Source organism: Brevibacterium renqingii (assembly GCF_017808095.1).
In the GTDB taxonomy this organism is placed as follows: Bacteria; Actinomycetota; Actinomycetes; order Actinomycetales; family Brevibacteriaceae; genus Brevibacterium; species Brevibacterium renqingii.
The window spans coordinates 312,438-331,299 of sequence record NZ_JADBHG010000002.1; the positions used below are offsets into that span (position 1 = coordinate 312,438).

The window sequence follows — 18,862 nt, forward strand, 5'->3', positions numbered from 1 at the left end:
GCCCCGACGATCCTCCGCGCTGTCGCGCAGTCGCACGTCCGGATCCTGATCGGACCCGCTCTCGGTCCCGACGTCTCCGTCCTCGTCGCGACGGCCCGGGCCTCCGCCGTAGGTGCGGCTCGGGGACACACCGACTGCGGAGTCTCCCCCGCGGTCGCGGTGACCGCCGGAGTGCGCTGATCGGTCGGCATCGGCGGACTCGGCCACGATCTCCTCGGAGACGGTGACGTGGGCATTGCCCGATTCGGGGCTCAGACCCGCGCTGGCCTGGTACTTCTCGACGAAGTCGACGAGCTCGGGACCGCGGGGGCGGCGACCGGGCACGACGGCGCCGGCGACGTACTTGCTGTTCTGGATGAAGACGTTCGGATCCATGGTCACGCCGAGCAGATCGTTCGCCGAGTCGCCCTCGACCACAGCGCCGGTTCCGCCGACGCCCCAGTGGTAGGGCAGGCCGATCTGATGCACGGTCTTGCCGCCGATGTTCAGCGGCGTCATCCGCTTGGTCACGAGCACCCGAGCCTCGATGGCACTGCGCGGGGAGACGAGCGTCGCCCAGCCGTAGGGCTCGAGCCCCACCTCGGCGGCGAGCTCCGGCGAAACCTCACAGAACATCTCCGGCTGCAGCTCCGAGAGGTACGGCAGCCAGCGGGACATGCCTCCTGCAGTGTGGTGCTCGGTCAGCCGGTAGGTCGTGAAGACGTACGGGTAGACCTCGGAGCCGGGATAGCCGGCACCCGGTGCAGAAAGGTTGTCCTCGCGTTTCATCGTCAGCCGTGTCGGACTGTTCTGCTGCTCGTAGAGCGGATTGGCCACAGTCGATTCCTGCGGCTCATAGTGAGTGGGCAGAGGTCCGTCGACCATGCCGCTGGGCGCGAACAGCCAGCCCTTGCCGTCGGCCTGCATGATGAAGGGGTCGTCACCGTCGAGGTGGCTGGGACCGCCGTAGAACTGCTCCGAGCGGGCAGACGGTTCGCGGTCGATCGGGAAGTCGGGAACATCGGATCCGACCCACCGCTGGCGGTCCTCGTCGAACCAGACGTACTTCTTCCGTTCCGACCAGGGTTTCCCGTCCGGTGCCGCAGAGGCGCGGTTGTAGAGGATGCGACGGTTGAGCGGCCAGGCCCAGGCCCATTCCAGGGCGGTCTCGTCCTGTTCCTCCCGAGGTTTGCGGCGCGCGGCCATGTTCACGCCCCCGGCGTAGATGCCCGCATAGATCCAGCAGCCTCCCGCAGTGGTGCCGTCCGCGGTCATCTCATTGAAGGTCGCCAGCGGCTGGCCGTCCTTCTCCCCGCCGACGTGGTAGCCGTTGATCTCCGCCAGAACCGATTCGGGATCGACCTCGCCCTCCTCGTCGACAGGATAGTCCCAGGTGAGGTCCAGGATCGGTCTGTCACGTGGATCGGTCGAGTCCTGCAGCTTCTCCCTGATCCTCTTGCCGAGGTGGAAGAAGAAGTCGAGTTCGCTCTGAGCATCGCCGGGCGGATTGACCGCCTTGTGGCGCCACTGGACGAGCCGCTGCGTCTGGGTGAACGTGCCGGCCTTCTCCGTGTGGTTGGCCGCCGGCATGAAGAACATCTCGGTGTCGATATCCTCTGTCTTCAGCTCCCCGGTCTGGATCTCCGGCCCGTCCTTCCACCACGTGGCGGACTCGATGAGGCTGAAGTCGCGTACGACCATCCATTTGAGGTGGCTCATCGCCATCCGCTGCATGCGCCCGTTCGCCGAACCCACGGCGGGGTTCTGGCCGAGCAGGAAGTAGCCGTCGACGCCGTCGGCGAGCATCCGTTCGGTGCTCTGATAGGTCCCGTGGGCGCCGTTGATGCGCGGCAGATAGTCAAAGGCGAAGTCGTTCTCCTCCGTCGCCGCATCGCCCCACCATGCCTTGAGCAGATTGACCGCATAATTGCGGCCGTTGGCCCAGAATCCCTTGTGCGTCTCGGGCGTGCCGACGGCCGCGACGTAGTCGTCGAAGGAGTCGTGGACTCCCGCGCTCGGCATCGGCAGATAGCCGGGCAGCAGGTTGAACAGAGTCGGGATATCGGTCGATCCCTGGATCGTCGCATGTCCGCGCAGCGCCATGATTCCGCCGCCGGGACGACCCATGTTGCCCAACAGGAGCTGGAGGATCGAGGCGGTGCGGATGAATTGTGCGCCGAGGCTGTGCTGCGTCCACCCGACCGCGTAGGCGAAGCACGTGGTCCTCTCCCGCCCGGAGTTCTCCGTCACCGATTCGAAGAGGTAGTCGAAGTCCGCCGGCTCGATGCCGCAGTTCTCCGCGACCACCTCGGGCGTGTAGCGCGAATAGTGATGCTTGAGGATCTGGAAGACGGTCCGCGGGTCCTCCAGGGACGGGTCGGTCGCGGGTGCACCGTGCTCGTCGGTCTGATAGGACCATGTGGAGTTGTCGTAGGAGTTCGTGTCGGGGTCGTAGCCGGAGAACAGCCCGTCGAGGTCCTCGGTGTCCTGGTAGTCGGTGCTGATGAGGTTCGCTGCGTTCGTATAGGCACGCACGTACTCTTCGAAGTGCTTGCCTTCGGTCAGCACACGGTTGATGAGCGCGCCCAGCAGCACGATGTCGGAGCCCGCCCTGATGGGGACGTGCTTATCGGCGATCGCAGTGGTGCGCGTGAAACGAGGATCGACGTGGATGACGCGGGCACCTCGGGCCTTGGCCTCGGTCACCCATTGGAAGCCCACGGGATGGCACTCGGCCATATTGGAACCCTGGATGATGATGCAGTCCGCATTCGCCATATCCTGGACGGGTTGTGTGGCGCCGCCTCGCCCGAACGAGGTTCCCAGACTGGGAACCGTGGCGGAGTGTCAAATGCGCGCCTGGTTCTCGATCTGGATTGCGCCCGCCGCCGTGTAGAGCTTCTTCGCGAGGTAGTTCTCCTCGTTGTCGATGGTCGCCCCGCCGAGGCTGGCGATCCCCATCGTCCGACGCAGGGGGTGGCCCCTGTCGTCGACGTCCTCCCAATGGTTGCGGCGGGCTTCGATGAACCGGTCGGCGATCATGTCGATCGCGGTGCCGAGTTCGATCTTCGTCCAGTCCTTCGCCCGCGGGGCACGGTAGAGGACGTCGGTGACGCGACCGGGGGAATTGACGAGCTGTTCGCTGGCCGCGCCCTTCGGGCACAGCCGACCGCGCGAGATCGGCGAATCCGGGTCGCCTTCGATCTGGACGACCTTGTCGTCCTTGACGAAGACCTTCTGCCCGCAGCCGACAGCACAGTAGGGGCACACGGACTGGACGACCTTATCGGCCGTGCTCGTGCGCGGGGTGATGTCTCGGGTCTTCTGGGACACGACTGATTCTCCGCGTCCGGTGATATCGGATGAGCGGAACTGCCGTAGTACCGGCCACTCGAGGAAGCTGAACCGAGCCATGGCTCAACCATAGTCCCAAGTGCGCCGAATGTGCACTAGGCATGCCTTACCTGGCCAGAGCATCATCGTCCCTCCGCGCGACCGGCGCCGCTGGCCCGAGGATCCGCCCGCCGAGGCGGGTGCTCAGATCCGGCGGGCGAGCAGAACCGCGTCCTCGAGTTCGGCGGGTTCACCCTCGGGGGAGGTCACCTGCCGGGTGCGGGTCTCGGCGAGTTCGATCTCCCAGCGGTCGGGGCTGGCCCCGATGAGCAGAGCGAAGTCCCCGTTCGGACTCACGGGTTCGTGGTGGTGCTCCATCCCGTGTTCGAACTTCTCATCGTGCTCGGCCGCCCACGGCGGCATCGTCGCATGCGAGACGAGCAGGAGCGCACCGCCGGGCGCCACGTGCGCAGCGACACGGGTCAGCAGCTCCTCCCGCGTGTCGGGCAGGCGGGTGTGGAGGAAGAATCCGGTCACGAGGTCGAACCCGCCTCGGCGATCACCGTTCTCCGGCCCCCAGGTGGAGACATCGGCGACGGCGAAATCGGCGCGGGCTCCGCGCTCCCCGGCGGCCCTGCGGGCGCGGTCGATGGCCGTGGTCGAGAGGTCGATGCCGGTGGCGTCCCAGCCGTGCTCGGCCAACCAGATGACGTCGGCGCCCTCTCCGCAGCCGACGTCGAGGACGCGGCCGGGGGTCATATCGCCGACGGTGGCCACGAGGGCCTCGTTCGGGTTGCCCGACCACACGGGGTCCTCGGACCCGGAGTAGCGCTCCTCCCACGCCGCAACGGAATCCGGCACTCCGTCAGGCGGGGTGTGTGCTGTGTTGTCGGCGGCGTGGTCGCTCACTGCTCGGTGCCCGGGTCGTCCGGGATCGAATCGGGAGAATTCGCGTCGGTTTCGGCTGACCCGGCGGCCTCCTGCTTGGCCAGTTCGGCGCGGACCTCATCCATGTCGAGGCCCTTGACTGCGTTGATGACCTGTTCGAGCTGAGGCGCGGCGAGCGCGCCGGGCTGGGCGAAGACGACGATTCCTTCGCGGAAGGCCACGAGGGTCGGGATCGAGGAGATCGCGAAGAGTCCGGCCAGCTGCTGCTGGGCTTCGGTGTCGATCTTGCCGAAGACGATGTCTGGGTTGGCCTCGGCGGCCTGCTCGTACACGGGGGCGAACTGCTTGCACGGACCGCACCAATCGGCCCAGAAGTCGAGGAGGATGATTTCGTTGTCGTTGATGGTCGACTCGAAGTTGTCTTGCGTGATTTCGATCGTAGACATGCGGGCCAGTCTAGGGGGTGCGGATGAGTGCTCACTGGACAGTGGTGCCCGCGGAGTCATCGCGTGCGGCCGCCGATCGGTCTGCCCACTGCTCCGGTCCAGGCAGCCGACCGGCTCAGTGCTCGGGCGCCGGCAGACGGCCGGCACCGGCGGCGATGGAGGTCCCGAGGACGGCGGTGACGGCTCCGGCCAGCACGAGTGCGGCCAGGACGACGATCTGGAATTCCGCGGCTTCGAACGGTGAGGCACCGCCGAAGAGGGCGCCGACGAATGCTCCCGGGAGGGTGACGAGGCCGGTGTTCTTCGCCTGGTCGAGGCCCGGCAGCAGCGCCTCGCGGATCGAATCCTGCCGCAGACGCTGCACGGCCCGGCGCGGCCTGGCGCCCAACGACAGCCAGGCTTCGATCTCGCCGACGCCCGTGCGCAGGTTCGCCGCGAACCGGCGCATCGCCAGCGTCGCGATCGTCATCGAGTTGCCGATGACGATCCCCGCGATCGCGATGACGCGTTCGAACTCTCGCTCGACGAGGCCGAGTGCGAGTACCAGCGCCAGTGTCACGAGTGCTCCGACGACGACTCCCACCACGGCTCCTGCCGGTCCGCGGGGAAGCTCTCGAGCACGTCGCAATGAGGTCAGCGAGGCGGTGGTGAGCATGAGAGCGATGAAGGCGAACACGGCCCACCACGCGCTGAGCGCACCCTGGAGGACGAACGCGATAAGGGCGAGCTGGACGATCGCCCGGATGATCGCCACGATCGGCAGCCACCCGAGCCCCACCTCGGCGAACCCGAGGATGACAACGGCGGCACCGACGAGCACGACGACGCCGAGGAGGAAGGGCAGAAGCTCGTCGACCGGCACAGGGTCAGTCTACGAGGTCGGTGATCGGCTCGTCGTCGATGATGGCGGTGAACACGTCCTCGGCCTCGGGAGCGCTGACGACGCGGTTGGGGTTCTCCGGTGCCGGTGCCCAGGGCATGATCTCGAAGTTGATCGCCTCCTCGGGCACCGAGGAGGCCGTCGAGGCCAAGGAGGCGAGAGCGGTGACCGAGTCGAGGTCCTCGTCAACGCGCAGAGAGGAGGTGACGGCGTCGAGGAAACTGTAGAGCCTGTCGGGTCGGCTCAGTGTCCGGGTGCTCTTCGCCCGATCGATGATGGCCTCCATGACCATCTGCTGGTTGCCCATACGGGAGATGTCGCTGCCGTCGCCGACCGCATGACGGGTTCTGGCCAGGGCGAGGGCGTCCGTGCCATCGAGCATCTGCTCTCCAGCGGGGAGATCGAGTTTCGCCTTCTCGTCCTGGAGCGGTTCGTCGAGGTCGACGGGGATGCCGTCGAGGGCGTCGACGATCGTGGCGAAGCCGTCGAAGTCGACTTCGATGAAATGGTCGAGCCTCACGCCGGTGAGCTTCTCGACGGCGGAGACGGAGCAGGCGGGGCCGGCGTTGAGGGCCGAGTTGATCATGCCGTGGAACGCCTCCGAACCTCCATGGCCGGTGTCCTCGCAGGCGGGAACGTCCATGATCGTGTCGCGGGGGATCTGGACGGCATCGATGCGCGAGTCGTCGGCGGCGACATGGGCGAGGATCATCGCATCGCTGCGGGCGCCTTCGGCACTGCCGTAGCCGGGCGCGGAGCCCCCGTCCTCGGCGGATTCGAGGTCTCTGGTGTCGGAGCCGAGGATGAGCACATTCGTCTCGTCCGTGAGCTTCTCGGGCACACCGCTCTCGGTGCCGGCGCGCAGGGGTGCCGAGGAGATGTTCGAACTGAGATTGTGCACGGCCGCGACAATGGTCACCGGTACGGCGATGACGAGGATCGCCAGGGTCGCGACGACTGTGCGCCGCCTGCGGTACTTCGCTGCGAGCCGACGCCGGCGTCTCGGGCCGATCGACGATGTGCCGTGGGAGAAGTCCAACTTCCTTCGCTCCTGCATTCGGGGGCCTCGGGCAGATTGCATACAATCCTAGGGCCTCTGATCGGGAACTGTCCGCCCGGAGCGATTCGACGGCGCCTCGCCTGGTCACCGAAGTGCCCTGGGCTCTGTTAGAATTGATCGTGTTCGTGCATCTGAGCATGTGCGAAGACGTGGCACTGGAGGCGTAGGTAGAATCGCTCGGTGCCGTGCTGTTGCCCGACCGGTGTGTGTCTACCGCCCGCGCCCCTCACGAATTTCACTTCTTCATCCAATTCCTCATCGACTTCCATCCGGCACCGTCGTGTGCCCCTTCGATACCGAGAGTCTCCCGTCGTCACTGCGACGATGGATCCCCCGCCCTCAGTGCAGCTGTGCTTCGCTCACATCCGGGCGACCTCGGTGCCCCACAGATTTTCGTTGGACCTGAGTCCCGGATTCAGTCCATCCAACGGGAAAGCCGGATCCGGCCACGGATCCGACCAGCAAGACCGCAGATGCGGTCATCAGTTAAAAAATAAGGATACAAAGATTATGGCTACAGGTACCGTGAAATGGTTCAACGCGGAAAAGGGTTTCGGATTCATCCAGCCTGACGACGGTTCGGCAGATGTCTTCACCCACTTCTCCGCGATCGAAGCCACCGGCTACCGCGAGCTCACCGAGGGTCAGAATGTCGAATTCGACTCCGAGATGGGTGCTAAGGGACTGCAGGCGACTCGCGTCCGCGGCCTCTGAGACTCTTGGTGAGTCTCACCCGAGACTTCTGAGAAACACAGCGGCTCTTCGCTCCGCACACCGAGCTTGTCCGAGACTTCGGACGCTCGGCTGTGCGCAGCGGAGGGTCGCTTTTCCATGCGCGGATGCTGCACGTCCGGGTAGCCTGGCTCTGACCGATCCACCCCCTCAGACAAGCAGGTGCCATGACCGCACACACCGGTGACATTCCGACCACGGTCGTCTTCGACCTCGGCAACGTCCTCATCGGCTGGGACCAGACCGGCCCGCTCGCCGATCGCATGAGCCCCGAACAGTGGCGCGACTTCGCCGCCGAAGCCGATTTCTCCGCTCTCAACACCGCCTCCGACAGCGGCGTCCCCGTCGCCGAGGTGGTCGCCCGGGCCGCTGCACGCGATCCCCGGCATGGTGAGATCGTCTCCCTCTACTATGAACGCTTCGAGAAGTCCCTCACGGGACCGGTCGAAGGAATGGCCGAGATCGTCACTGATCTCAAGGCCTCCGGGACGCGGCTGCTGGGCCTGTCGAACTGGTCGGCAGAGACATTCCACCACGCACCGCAAGTCGCACCCGCGATCGCCGAGCTCGAAGACGTCGTCGTCTCCGGCCGCGAAGGGCTCATCAAACCAGATGCCACGATCTTCGAGACTCTGCTCGAACGCTTCGACCTCGATGCCTCCCGCACCGTCTTCATCGACGATCTGCCGGCGAACGTCGAGGCCGCTCGCTCCCTCGGCCTCACCGGACTGGTCTTCGACGACGCGCCGAAGCTGCGCGCCGATCTCCGGGAGCTTGGCCTGCTCACGGAATGAAGGCTGCGGGGCCGGGCCTGCTCGAGTATCAGTTCGACTTCTGCGAGGGGCGCAGCTCCTCCAGCGCGCGGAGGCGACCGACGGCTCCGTCGATGCGGGTCGCGGCCTCGTGGACGATCGCCTCGATGAGTGCCAGACACCCGACCTGACTGTCGAAGAACGACACATCGACGGCGGCCTGCAAAACGACATCGGCGATTCCTGCGATCGGCGAGAGCCATTGGTCGGTGATGAGTGCGACCGATGCGGAGTTCCCCTTCGCCGCATCCGCGGCCTGGAACAGATGATCCTGGTACCGCCGCACATCGAGGACCAGCAGCACATCGTTTCTGCGCAGATCGGTCACTGCAGGCAGGTCGCGTCCCAGCGGATCCTCCAGGAAGACGACGTCCGGTCGCACCTTCGCCAGCTGCAGCTGGGCCACCCGACCGACCAAGCCGCTGTAGTGGCCGCCGGCGACGGCCACTCGGTTCGACGTCTTCGACAGCAGCCTCACGAGCCGCTCGATTTCCGAGCTGGGATTCTGCTGGAACGTCCGTGTGATCAGAGCAGCCCGATCCGCTCCGCTTGAGGCGAATCCGCCTGAACCGTCGCGACGCGCGGTCTCCTCCTCGGCGCGGGCCAATGGGCTTGCCGACCGCGTCGTCAGCTCCGAGCGCAGACGGTCCTGCATCTGCCCGAAGCTGGCGAAACCGAGGTGGGTGCAGAAGCGGATGACGGAGGCCGCACTCGAATTGGCCGCACTCGCCAGGGAAGACGTCGTGCCGAGGCCGACGCTCGGGTAGTCGGCAAGCAGCGCACGGGCGATTCTGCGCTCCGTGGGGCTGAGCGAATCGATGGAGGAATTGATCATCTCCGCGACCGTATCCATGGACGTTTTCCTCCAGTGACTGAAATGTACATTTCAAATGTGATCTGTATTGCACAGATGAAACAAGTATGCCAAGATGTTTTCGCTCAGCACAAATGAAGGGAACATCACATGCCAGAAACCGTCCTCAGGTCGTTCGGCCAGGGAACCGAGCCGCTCCTCATCGTCCACGGTGGGGCGGGCCATCGATCCACTCCGCTGACCGAGGACGGGACCGCCAGCGCGCACGCCGCTCTGGAAAGGGTCCTCGCCGCCGGCCATGCCGTGCTCGCCGAGGGCGGTTCGGCAGTCGACGCAGTCATCGCCGCCGTCCGCGAGCTCGAGGACGCTCCCGATTTCAACGCCGGTCACGGCGCCGCTCTCACCTCGAGCGGAACAGCCGAGCTCGATGCTTCGGTGATGACCGGCGACGGAGCCTCCGGTGCGGTCGCGGGCGTGAGGACGGTGCGCAACCCGGTCACTGCCGCACGCGCGGTCATGGATCAGTCCGAGCATGTCCTGTTCGGTGCACCGACAGAGGCGCAGCTGGCCGAGTGGGGTGTCGAAACAGTCGACCCCGATCACTTCATCACCGAGAAGAGGCGCAGAGAGCTCGCCGCGTTCCAGAACCGTCCCGATCCCATGGTCCAGCACGGCACCGTCGGCGCCGTGGCCCGCGATGCCTCCGGGCACGTGGCTGCAGCGACATCGACCGGAGGCATCGTCAATCAGCAGCCCGGCCGGATCGGCGACACCCCTCTGGTGGGTGCCGGAACCTTCGCCGATGACGCCACGGTCGCCGTCTCCTGCACCGGCACCGGGGAGGTCTTCATCACCGAGGTCGCAGCCCACAGCGTGCACGCTCGCGTCGAGCTGAGCGGAGCCGGAGCCGACGAGGCGACCGTGCAGGTTCTCGACCGCATCGCGGCACGGAACGGAATGGGCGGCATCATCGTCATTCCCGCCGAGGGGGCCGGACTCGCCGCCTACAACAGCGGCGACATGTTCTACGGTGCGGCCACCGCTGCCGGCTCGCACACCCACGTGTGATCCTGCCGGTCGCCGGCATCGCCAATTCCACCACCTGAGAAGGAGAATCGTGTCGATTCAAGCACCATCAGAGGAGGGCAGGCAGAGCCGCCTCTCCAGGGGAGTGATGAAGCTCCTCGAAGCCGTCGACAGAGCCGGCAACAAGCTCCCCCATCCGTTCTGGATCTTTGCCGGGCTCGCCGTCATAGTTGCGCTGCTCAGCGCGCTGTTCTCCCGATGGGGGCTGTCCTCGGTCAACCCGACCAACGGCGAGACCGTGGCCGTCAAGAACCTGCTCTCGACCGAGGGCGTGCATATGATGCTCGACGGTGCGATCGAGAACTTCGTGAACTTCCCACCGCTGGGACTCATCGTCGTCGTCGCACTCGGCGTCTCCGTCGCCGATGCCACCGGTCTGCTGCCCTCGCTCATGCGGGGGATGCTCTCCCAGGTGAATCCGCGTTACGTCACCTTCACGATCGCGATCACCGCGATGGCCGCTCAGATCGCCGGCGATGCGGCCTTCGCGGTGATGATCCCCTTGGCGATGATCGCCTACCGGGCGGTCGGACGCAGTCCGATCATCGGTGCCGTCGTCGCGTATGTCGCCGTCGGCGGCGCCAGCAGCGTGGGCCTCATCCCGACCGGCTCCGATGCCGTCTTCGCCGGACTGACGACCGCCGCCGCCCACACCATCGATCCGAGCTACAACGTCAACCCGCTGTCGAACTACTTCTTCTCGGCATCGTCGTCGATCGTGCTGGCGCTGTCGATCACCATGGTGGTCGAGCTGGTCGTCGCCAAGCGGGTCGCGGCTCTCGAAGCCGCCGAACCCTCGATCGATGCAGAGCCGCTGCCGGACATGAAGCTGGTGCCTGCCGAACAGCGGGGCATGGTGGGAGCGGGGATCGCCACGGTCCTCTTCTTCGGCCTGCTCGTGCTCGCCGTCCTGCCCGCAGGATCGCCGCTCCGCGGAGAGGGCGGAAGCGTCCTCGACTCACCCTTGATGAACAATATCGCCGTCATCATGATGCTGTTCTTCGCCACGGTCGGCGTCGTCTATGGTGTCATCGCCGGTTCCATCACGAAGTTCAGCGACATCCCCGAACTCATGGCTCCCGGCGTCGCGGCCCTCGTGCCCGTCATGGTGCTCTTCTTCGCCGCCTCGCAGTTCCTGGCCTATTTCAAATGGACGAACATCGGACAGGTCATCGCGATCGAGGGCGCCGGTCTGCTCGACCGTCTCGGCGCTGCGCCGATCGTCATCTTCGTCGTCGCCGTGCTCTTCATCAGCTGCCTCAACCTGGTGCTCACCTCGGGTTCGGCCATGTACGCGTTCGTCGCTCCGGTCCTGGTGCCGATGCTCATGCTCCTCGACATCGCGCCGGAGACCACGCAGGCCATGTTCCGCATCGCCGATGCCCCGACGAACAGTCTCACTCCCATGAGCCCCTACTTCGTCCTGGCCCTCGGATTCATCCGTCAGCACCGCCCCAATGCCGGCGTCGGCACGCTGATGTCGCTCGTACTGCCGATCGCTGTGGTCAACCTCGTCGTCTGGATCGTGCTGTTCATCCTGTGGTACCTGATGGGGCTTCCTCTGGGTCCGGGAGTCGCAGCACGGTGAAAGAGTCCTCCCGCACGATGGGAGGACCCTCCCGAGCATGATCGTTCCGGCGCCGAGGTCCGCCTCGGCGCCGGAGCCGCGTCAATGTCCGGCTTCGAAGTCGTCCTTCATCACCATCAGGGTCCGGTGGATGTTCAGACGCTGGAAGTCCGCGAAGCTCCGACCCCGCGTGACGATGCGGTCGAAGAGCCAGGCCGTCCAGTCCGGCCATCTGCGGCGGTCGTCGGTCCAGGTCTCGGTCACACGCGTCGCCCCGCCGAGGTCCTCGAAATCATAGGACCACGTGGCATTGCTGCCTGCAAGCACCGGCGAGCGCGGTCCGATCCTGCGCACGGTGAAGGCGAATCGTCTGGCCGGTTCCGAATCGATGACCAAGCTCTCGGTCACCCATGTCACCGGTCCGCGATGGTTGCTGCCCTCGAAGACCTCACCGACTTCCAATGGCCGGGCCGGGGCCTGTGTGCGGGCCGCCGTGTTCTCCGGGCTCCACCGCGGCATCTGCCTCGGATCAGCGACCTGCTCCCAGATCGCCAGCGCATCCGCCTTGATGACCACACTGTCGCTGACCCGCATCGTTCGTCCCATACCGCTGGCCTCCCAATCTCAACTGTGTCCCGCGCACCCGGTACCGGGCATAGCCTGAGCACATGCCTCTCATTGAAACACGACGCCTGCGCGCCTCCTGAGCACGGCCCCCACCCACCGCGGCGATCGTGCAGAGGAACAAGAAACGGCTTCCGACTGATGGGCATCCATGCCGCCTGAAATACGCACCGATGAGCACTGCATGAATGTCAGGAGACGGACAGGAACGTCGTTATCCGTTCCAGCGTCTCAGCCTTGAGGGAGTAATACGACCAGATGCCGCGCTTCTCCCGGTGAAGCACTCCTGCATCGACCAGAATCTTCAAATGGTGCGAGACCGTGGGCTGGCCCAAACCCACCGGATCGATGAGATCGCAGACGCAGGCTTCGTTGCCTTCATGTGATGCGACAAGAGACACGAGCCGCAACCGGGTAGGGTCGGCGATCGCTTTGAAGATTCTCGCGAACACCTGTGCATCCTCAACGCTCAGCGGGTCGCCCGTCAGCGTCGAGCAGCAGGTTTCAGGGGCAGACAATGTCCGTTCACTCATCACCTTTCCATTATGCCCATACATTGACTGATGTCGATATGTGGTGTTGAGATATATATCGACAAACATCGATCTCTGAGGTTTCCGGGCCTCGACATTTCCCCCTGTACAAGGAGTTCAATGAACACCCCCACCACTGTCGACGTGGCTGGCCCAGTTCCAGCGAGGCTGTCGACGCTGGATCGTTTCCTACCGATGTGGATTATCGCAGCGATGGGTATCGGCCTCCTACTAGGACGGCTCGTCCCCGGTATCGGGCGGTTCGTGGACTCGGTGAAAGTCGCCGAAGTCTCCCTGCCGATTGCTGTGGGGTTGCTGGTGATGATGTACCCGGTGCTGGCCAAGGTGCGCTATAACGAGACCGGTCATGTGCTGGCCGATAAGAAGCTGATGATCACCTCCCTTCTCATCAACTGGTTGGCCGCACCCGCATTCATGTTCGCTCTCGCGTGGATCTTCCTTCCCGACCTTCCCGAATACCGCACCGGACTGATCATCGTCGGCTTGGCACGCTGCATCGCGATGGTGCTCATCTGGAACGACCTCGCCTGCGGTGACCGCGAAGCCGCAGCCGTGCTCGTGGCGATCAACTCGGTCTTCCAAGTCCTCGCCTTCGGCCTCCTCGGCTGGTTCTATCTCCAATGGCTGCCGAACCAGCTCGGACTGCCGACGACCAGCAGTGAATTCTCGTTCTGGGCCATCACCCTCAGCGTGCTCGTCTTCCTCGGCATCCCACTGATTGCAGGCTTTCTCACCCGCACCATCGGTGAAAGGACGAAAGGGCGGACATGGTACGAGGACCGGTTCCTGCCACGCATCGGTCCCTGGGCACTCTATGGACTGCTGTTCACCATCGTCGTGCTCTTCGCACTCCAAGGCCGTGAGATCACCTCGAACCCTTTGAACGTCGCGCGCATCGCCTTGCCCTTGCTCGTCTACTTCGTGGTAGTCTTCGCCATCGGCATGCTCACCGGCCGTGCCCTGAACCTAGGCTACGAAAGGACGACCACCCTGGCGTTCACCGCCGCGGGCAACAACTTCGAACTCGCCATCGCTGTCGCCATCGGCACCTACGGAGTCACCTCGGGGCAGGCATTGGCCGGTGTCGTCGGCCCGCTCATCGAAGTCCCGATCCTCGTGGCGCTCGTCTACGTCGCCCTCTGGTCGCGCGCCCGTTTCTTCCCGAACCAGCCCACCACCACAGAATCGGAGGCCCATCATGCCTGAGACCACACCCACCGCCGATCTGCCGGTCGCTGTCATCGGAGCCGGACCGGTCGGTCTCGCAGCCGCCGCCCACCTGGTGATACGAGGGATCGAACCCGTCGTGTTCGAAGTCGGCCCCACACCGGCGGCAGCCGTACTCGAATGGAGCCATATCGGTCTCTTCTCCCCGTGGAAGTACAACATCGATCAAGCCGCACGCACACTGCTCGAATCCACGGACTGGCAGGAGCCCGACGGTGACTACCTCCCGACGGGTGCCGAACTCGTGGGCGACTATCTGGCACCCCTGGCGGAGACTCCTCAGCTGCGCGAGGCGATCCACACAAACACGCGAGTCATCGCTGTGAGCCGGGCCGGTATGGACCGCACTCGAACCCCCGGCCGTGAAACCGCTGCGTTCCTCGTTCGAACGCAGAGTATCGATGGCCAAACCGTCGACCATATGGTCCGTGCCGTCATCGACGCATCCGGCACCTGGGAGACCCCCAATCCTCTCGGGCAAGCGGGCCTTCCCGCCATCGGAGAGACGAGCGCTCGTGACGCCGGGCTCGTGACCTCGCCGCTGCCGGATGTCCTGGGTCGCGACCGGAAGCAGTTCGCCGGCCGGCACACTCTCGTCGTCGGGGCTGGACACTCGGCCGCGAACACTCTGCTGGCGCTGGTTCAGCTCAGTGCGGAAGAACCCGGCACTCGGATCAGTTGGGCCATTCGCGGTGCGGACCCTGCCAGCGTCTACGGTGGCGGCGACCAAGACGGTCTCCCCGCTCGCGGAGCCCTCGGGACTCGGCTGCGCCACCTCGTCGAATCCGGTCACGTCAAGGTGCACACATCAATGACCATCACCGAACTCGAATCCGCAGATGGACTCACCGTCGCAGGTACTACACCCGAAGGGCACGTATCCTTGCAGGTTGATCGGGTTGTCCCGACGACCGGCTTCCGGCCTGCGTTGAACTTCCTGCGTGAGGTGCGGCTCGATCTCGACCCGGTGGTGGAGGCACCCACACAGCTCGCACCGCTCATCGACCCGGAACACCACAGCTGCGGGACCGTTCCACCGCATGGCGCCCGTCTGTTGGCTCACCCGGAGAAGGACTTCTACATTGCCGGGATGAAATCGTATGGCCGCGCGCCCACGTTCCTCATGTTCACCGGGTACGAACAGGTCCGCTCGATCGTCGCCACCCTGGCCGGTGATCAGGCCGCGGCCGACAGAGTCGAACTCGTCCTCCCCGAAACCGGAGTCTGCTCGGCCGATATCGGCACCTCGTGCGACACCAGCGCCGACACCGCCAAGGAGGACACAAGCTGCTGCGGACCGGCCGAAGCCGTGAATATCGGAATCCCCACCGGTCTGGCCCATGGTCGCTCCGCGGTCAGGGAGGCAGAATGACGACCACCCCACGTGTCCTCTTCGTATGCGTGAAGAACGGCGGCAAGTCACAGATGGCCGCAGGACTCATGCGCACTATCGCAGGCGAGATGATCGATGTTCATTCCGGAGGCACCGCACCTGGTACTGCTCTCAACGAACTGTCGGTGAAGTCCCTGGCTGAGTTGGGCATTGATATCAGCGAGGGCACCCCGAAGCCGATCACCGCTGACGACTTGGGCCTCGCCGATATCGTCGTCACTGTCGGCCGTGAAGCCGATATCGAGGCCCCAGAGGGGACTGTCCTGGAGAACTGGGATACCGATGAACCGTCGGAACGCGGAATCGAGGGCATCGAACGTATGCGACTCGTGCGTGACGACATCAACGAACGCGTGAAAGGGCTCTACTCACGCCTGATGCAGTGAGAACAGCTTCGCGATCTGATCCGCTGGCCGAGTGCCTGGAGAACTGTCGTGATTTGCCGAAACCAATGTATTCGGCGATCCGTACAAAGCAGAAGGCATCTCTCCAGCACGTCTGCCGTCACTGCGGCATGTTGACGAACCGGGACTTCGCGCCCTGGAATGCGACGGGGATGTCCATGGTCGGCCCCGCACGGTGCTTGGCGACGATGATGTCGGCCTCGCCGGCGCGCTCGTGCTCCTTGTCGTACATGTCCTCGCGGTGGATCAGCAGCACCATGTCCGCGTCCTGCTCGATCGAACCCGATTCACGCAGATCGGAGATCATCGGCCGCTTGTCCGTCCTCTGCTCGCTGCCGCGGTTCAGCTGCGACAGCGCGATGACCGGGACCTCGAGCTCTTTGGCCAGCAGCTTGAGCGAACGGGAGAACTCAGAGACCTCCTGCTGACGGGATTCTACGCGTTTGCCCGAGGACATCAGCTGCAGGTAGTCTACGCAGACCATCTTGAGATCGTGCTGCTGTTTGAGCCGGCGACACTTCGCCCGGATCTCTGTCAGTGCCATGTTCGGCGAATCATCGACGAACAGCGGGGCACCGTTGATGCGCGCCTCGGTCGCTGCCAGCGTCGTCCAGTCGTGCGGGCTGAGCTCGCCTCGGCGAAGGTTCTGCAGCGGGATCTCGGACTCGGCGGAGAGCAGGCGCATGACGAGTTCGTTCTTGCCCATCTCCAAGGAGAAGAACACCGCGGCCTGATCGTTGTGGATCGCCGCCGAACGGATGAAGTCCAGCGCCAGCGTCGACTTGCCCACACCGGGTCGGGCGGCGATGACGATCATCGTGCCCGGATGCAGACCGTTCGTGAGGTTGTCGAATTCGATGAACCCCGTAGGCACACCCGCGGTCTGGCCGTCGGTGTTGCCGTTGCGTTCGATCTCCTGGGCGACCTCCCCGAGGATGTCCGAGAGGATGACATAGTCCTCGGTGGTGTGGCGTTCGGTGACCTTGTAGATCTCAGCCTGCGCGGAATTCACGACATCGTCGGTGTCGCCTTCGGCGTCGTAGCCCATCTGCACGATGCGGGTGCCGGCCTCGACGAGGCGGCGCAGCACGGCCTGTTCGCTGACGATCGCGGCGTAGTAGCCGGCGTTCGCCGCCGTCGGGACCGAGGAGATGAGGGTGTGCAGGTAGGCGGCGCCGCCGACGCGGGCGAGGTCGCCGGTCTTCGTCAGATAGTTCGCCACCGTCACCGAGTCCGCGGGCTCACCGCGGGAGTAGAGGTCGAGGACCGCCTCGTAGATCGTCTCGTGAGCGGGCTTGTAGAAGTCATCGCCCTTCATCATCTCGACGCAGTCGGCGATGGCGTCCTTCGACAGGAGCATCGCTCCGAGCACGCTCTGTTCGGCCTCGACGTCCTGCGGCGGGGTCCTCAGACCGTCATAGCCCTGATCGTTGCTCACTTAAGTTCCTCTTCCTACAAGCTCGTCGGCACTCGCCCGCGACCACGGTCACCCGCCTTCGGCGCCCTCCAACTGTACCCGGACCACGGCAGGGGGTTCCGACACCAGGGTAGGAGACGCTCATGACACCAGCGAGGCGGCCCCGCAGATGCAGGGCCGCCTCGGTTGGGCCCGGGCAGGGCGACGGTTCGGCGACCTCAGTCCCGGGAACGTCCCGACTTCGCCACGGACACGAGGATCGGCTTCGCCACCTGCAAGCCGAGGCGGATGATGAGGACTCCGAGGGCCACTGAGGCCAGGATCGTGAGGAAGGTGATCGGCTTGAACACGAGCGCCGCACCGGCCAGCGGCAGAACCAGCAGGAGACCGAGTCCGCCCGCCAGCAGCGAGACCCAGATGACGGGGCCGATCACCGCGCGCACCATGGCCCGGTGCATGGTGTCAGGGTCCATACCGGCCGCGTAGAGATCCTGGAAGGTGTCCGCTCGGTCGTAGATGTCGGCGACCTGATTGATCAGGGCAGAGACGGCGATGAGCAGGATCGAGATGCCCAGGACGAGCAGGACTCCGGTGAAGATGTCCTGCAACAGGTTCATCTCCGCCGGTGCCATTGCGACCTCGGGGTCCTCGGCAGCGTCCGTGCCGATCTGCATGAGAGCGATGCCGGTACCGCCGACCGCTGCGACGAAGGCCGTCATGGCCACGCCCGAGACCCTTCGCCAGAAGCGCTTCGGATCGTCGGAGACCAGGCGCGCGGCGATGAGCCTCACGGGTGTCGCCGCTCGGCTGCCGCTGAGGTGCGCGAACCACCGCATGAGCAGCCCGCCGACGAGGTCGACGACGAGGAGGCCGAGGACGAAGACGGCGACGATCGCGGAGAGGACGACGCCGATGCCGAGACCGCCGTTCTGCGACACGGTCAGGGCGACCGGCAGGGCGAGGATGAGGAGTCCGGCGACGATGACTCGAGCGAGAGGGAACTTGCGCTCGAGCGCCTTCGTCCGCACCCCCAGTGGGGAGATCGCGACCTTGCGCAGACCGATGAGCGCCGAAGCGATGCAGACGAGGATGAGGAAGACGACCACAGCGGCCACCAGAAGCGGCGGCATGAGCATGTCGACGTATCCGATCGGCTCGCCCATGAAGCGGATGAAGCTGACGGGCCACGCCAGGCCCAGGTACCCGAGCACGCCGAGGACGATTCCGCAGATCGCCGGCACCAGCGGCTCAGCCACCGCGAGGGCGACGATGGCCGCCCGTTTGGCTCCGAGCAGCGACATCGTCGACAGCCGCTCGTCCTGACGGCGTGCGGACAGAGTCGCCGAGGCGGACGCCAAGGTGCTGGCCGGAATGACGAGAAGGACGGTCGCGAAGCTCGCGAGGAATTTGTACATCCCGTCCATCCCCTGCAGTTCGGGGTCGGACGAGGGCGGAGTCTGGAAGAACATCCAGGCGCCTGCAGCAACGGTGAGGAACAGAGTGGTGCAGGCGAAGAACGCACTGAGCACGAGCAGTGCACTGGCCGAAGTGAGCGTCCTGCGGCCGAGGACGAGCGGGACGACACGGGTTGCGGTGGTCACAGGGTCTCCTTGACGCGGATATCGGGAAGCGGCTGACGAACAGGG

General features: G+C 65.1%; 16 protein-coding genes and 1 pseudogene. 7 read left to right on the plus strand and 10 right to left on the minus strand.

The window, feature by feature from the left end:
• Positions 1-234: 234 nt before the first annotated feature.
• The 5 genes and pseudogenes from fdnG to IIE29_RS06475 all read right to left on the minus strand — a co-directional run.
• Positions 235-3,393, minus strand: a pseudogene (gene fdnG / locus IIE29_RS06450) (formate dehydrogenase-N subunit alpha); the annotation flags it as partial.
• A 123-nt stretch (positions 3,394-3,516) separates the two neighbouring features.
• On the minus strand, positions 3,517-4,221 hold the full coding sequence (locus IIE29_RS06460) for a class I SAM-dependent methyltransferase (protein ID WP_209324407.1): 705 nt from the start codon (positions 4,219-4,221) through the stop codon (positions 3,517-3,519).
• Positions 4,218-4,646 (minus strand): thioredoxin, encoded by a 429-nt coding sequence (gene trxA, locus IIE29_RS06465; protein ID WP_209324408.1) that lies wholly within the window; start codon positions 4,644-4,646, stop codon positions 4,218-4,220. Before trxA ends, IIE29_RS06460 begins: the two co-directional genes overlap by 4 nt.
• 115 nt (positions 4,647-4,761) lie before the next feature.
• Positions 4,762-5,508 carry an ABC transporter permease gene (locus IIE29_RS06470; RefSeq protein ID WP_209324409.1) on the minus strand — a complete coding sequence of 249 codons (747 nt, stop codon included), beginning with the start codon at positions 5,506-5,508 and terminating at the stop codon, positions 4,762-4,764.
• A gap of 4 nt (positions 5,509-5,512) precedes the next feature.
• Entirely contained in the window at positions 5,513-6,565 is a 1,053-nt protein-coding gene (locus IIE29_RS06475; protein ID WP_246475773.1) for an LCP family protein, read from the minus strand.
• A 531-nt stretch (positions 6,566-7,096) separates the two neighbouring features.
• On the opposite strand from IIE29_RS06475, the gene IIE29_RS06480 reads away from it, so the two are divergent.
• Together IIE29_RS06480 and IIE29_RS06485 are read left to right on the plus strand one after the other, a co-directional pair.
• Positions 7,097-7,300, plus strand: a complete 204-nt coding sequence (locus IIE29_RS06480) for a cold-shock protein (RefSeq protein WP_209324411.1) — start codon at positions 7,097-7,099, stop codon at positions 7,298-7,300.
• A gap of 185 nt (positions 7,301-7,485) precedes the next feature.
• Positions 7,486-8,112, plus strand: a complete 627-nt coding sequence (locus tag IIE29_RS06485; RefSeq protein ID WP_209324412.1) for an HAD family hydrolase — start codon at positions 7,486-7,488, stop codon at positions 8,110-8,112.
• A 28-nt stretch (positions 8,113-8,140) separates the two neighbouring features.
• Here IIE29_RS06485 and IIE29_RS06490 read toward each other — a convergent pair whose 3' ends face one another.
• Positions 8,141-8,983, minus strand: a complete 843-nt coding sequence (locus IIE29_RS06490; RefSeq protein ID WP_209324413.1) for a MurR/RpiR family transcriptional regulator — start codon at positions 8,981-8,983, stop codon at positions 8,141-8,143.
• A gap of 111 nt (positions 8,984-9,094) precedes the next feature.
• On the opposite strand from IIE29_RS06490, the gene IIE29_RS06495 reads away from it, so the two are divergent.
• Together IIE29_RS06495 and IIE29_RS06500 are read left to right on the plus strand one after the other, a co-directional pair.
• A complete protein-coding gene (locus IIE29_RS06495) occupies positions 9,095-10,012 on the plus strand; it encodes an isoaspartyl peptidase/L-asparaginase family protein (protein WP_209324414.1) in 918 nt (305 codons plus the stop codon).
• 49 nt (positions 10,013-10,061) lie between these two features.
• Positions 10,062-11,618, plus strand: coding sequence for an AbgT family transporter (locus IIE29_RS06500; RefSeq protein WP_343071818.1), 1,557 nt, complete (start codon positions 10,062-10,064; stop codon positions 11,616-11,618).
• 81 nt (positions 11,619-11,699) lie between these two features.
• Here the strand turns inward: IIE29_RS06500 and IIE29_RS06505 are convergent, their stop codons facing one another.
• Complete coding sequence (locus IIE29_RS06505; protein WP_209324415.1) at positions 11,700-12,203, minus strand: SRPBCC family protein; 504 nt, start codon at positions 12,201-12,203, stop codon at positions 11,700-11,702.
• 209 nt (positions 12,204-12,412) lie between these two features.
• Positions 12,413-12,754, minus strand: a complete 342-nt coding sequence (locus tag IIE29_RS06510) for an ArsR/SmtB family transcription factor (RefSeq protein WP_209324416.1) — start codon at positions 12,752-12,754, stop codon at positions 12,413-12,415.
• 120 nt (positions 12,755-12,874) lie between these two features.
• Between IIE29_RS06510 and arsB the strand changes: the two genes are divergently transcribed.
• The 3 genes from arsB to IIE29_RS06525 are packed head-to-tail and all read left to right on the plus strand — an operon-like array spanning position 12,875 to position 15,781.
• A complete protein-coding gene (gene arsB / locus IIE29_RS06515; RefSeq protein WP_209324417.1) occupies positions 12,875-13,981 on the plus strand; it encodes an ACR3 family arsenite efflux transporter in 1,107 nt (368 codons plus the stop codon).
• Positions 13,974-15,374, plus strand: coding sequence for an NAD(P)-binding domain-containing protein (locus tag IIE29_RS06520; RefSeq protein WP_209324418.1), 1,401 nt, complete (start codon positions 13,974-13,976; stop codon positions 15,372-15,374). Before arsB ends, IIE29_RS06520 begins: the two co-directional genes overlap by 8 nt.
• The gene (locus tag IIE29_RS06525; RefSeq protein WP_209324419.1) at positions 15,371-15,781 is read left to right on the plus strand and encodes an arsenate-mycothiol transferase ArsC; all 411 of its coding nucleotides are present in this window, start codon (positions 15,371-15,373) and stop codon (positions 15,779-15,781) included. Before IIE29_RS06520 ends, IIE29_RS06525 begins: the two co-directional genes overlap by 4 nt.
• A gap of 118 nt (positions 15,782-15,899) precedes the next feature.
• Here the strand turns inward: IIE29_RS06525 and dnaB are convergent, their stop codons facing one another.
• Positions 15,900-17,237, minus strand: a complete 1,338-nt coding sequence (dnaB, locus tag IIE29_RS06530) for a replicative DNA helicase (protein WP_209324420.1) — start codon at positions 17,235-17,237, stop codon at positions 15,900-15,902.
• Positions 17,238-17,434: 197 nt separating this feature from the next.
• A complete protein-coding gene (locus IIE29_RS06535; protein ID WP_209324421.1) occupies positions 17,435-18,817 on the minus strand; it encodes an FtsX-like permease family protein in 1,383 nt (460 codons plus the stop codon).
• Positions 18,818-18,862 lie beyond the last annotated feature (45 nt).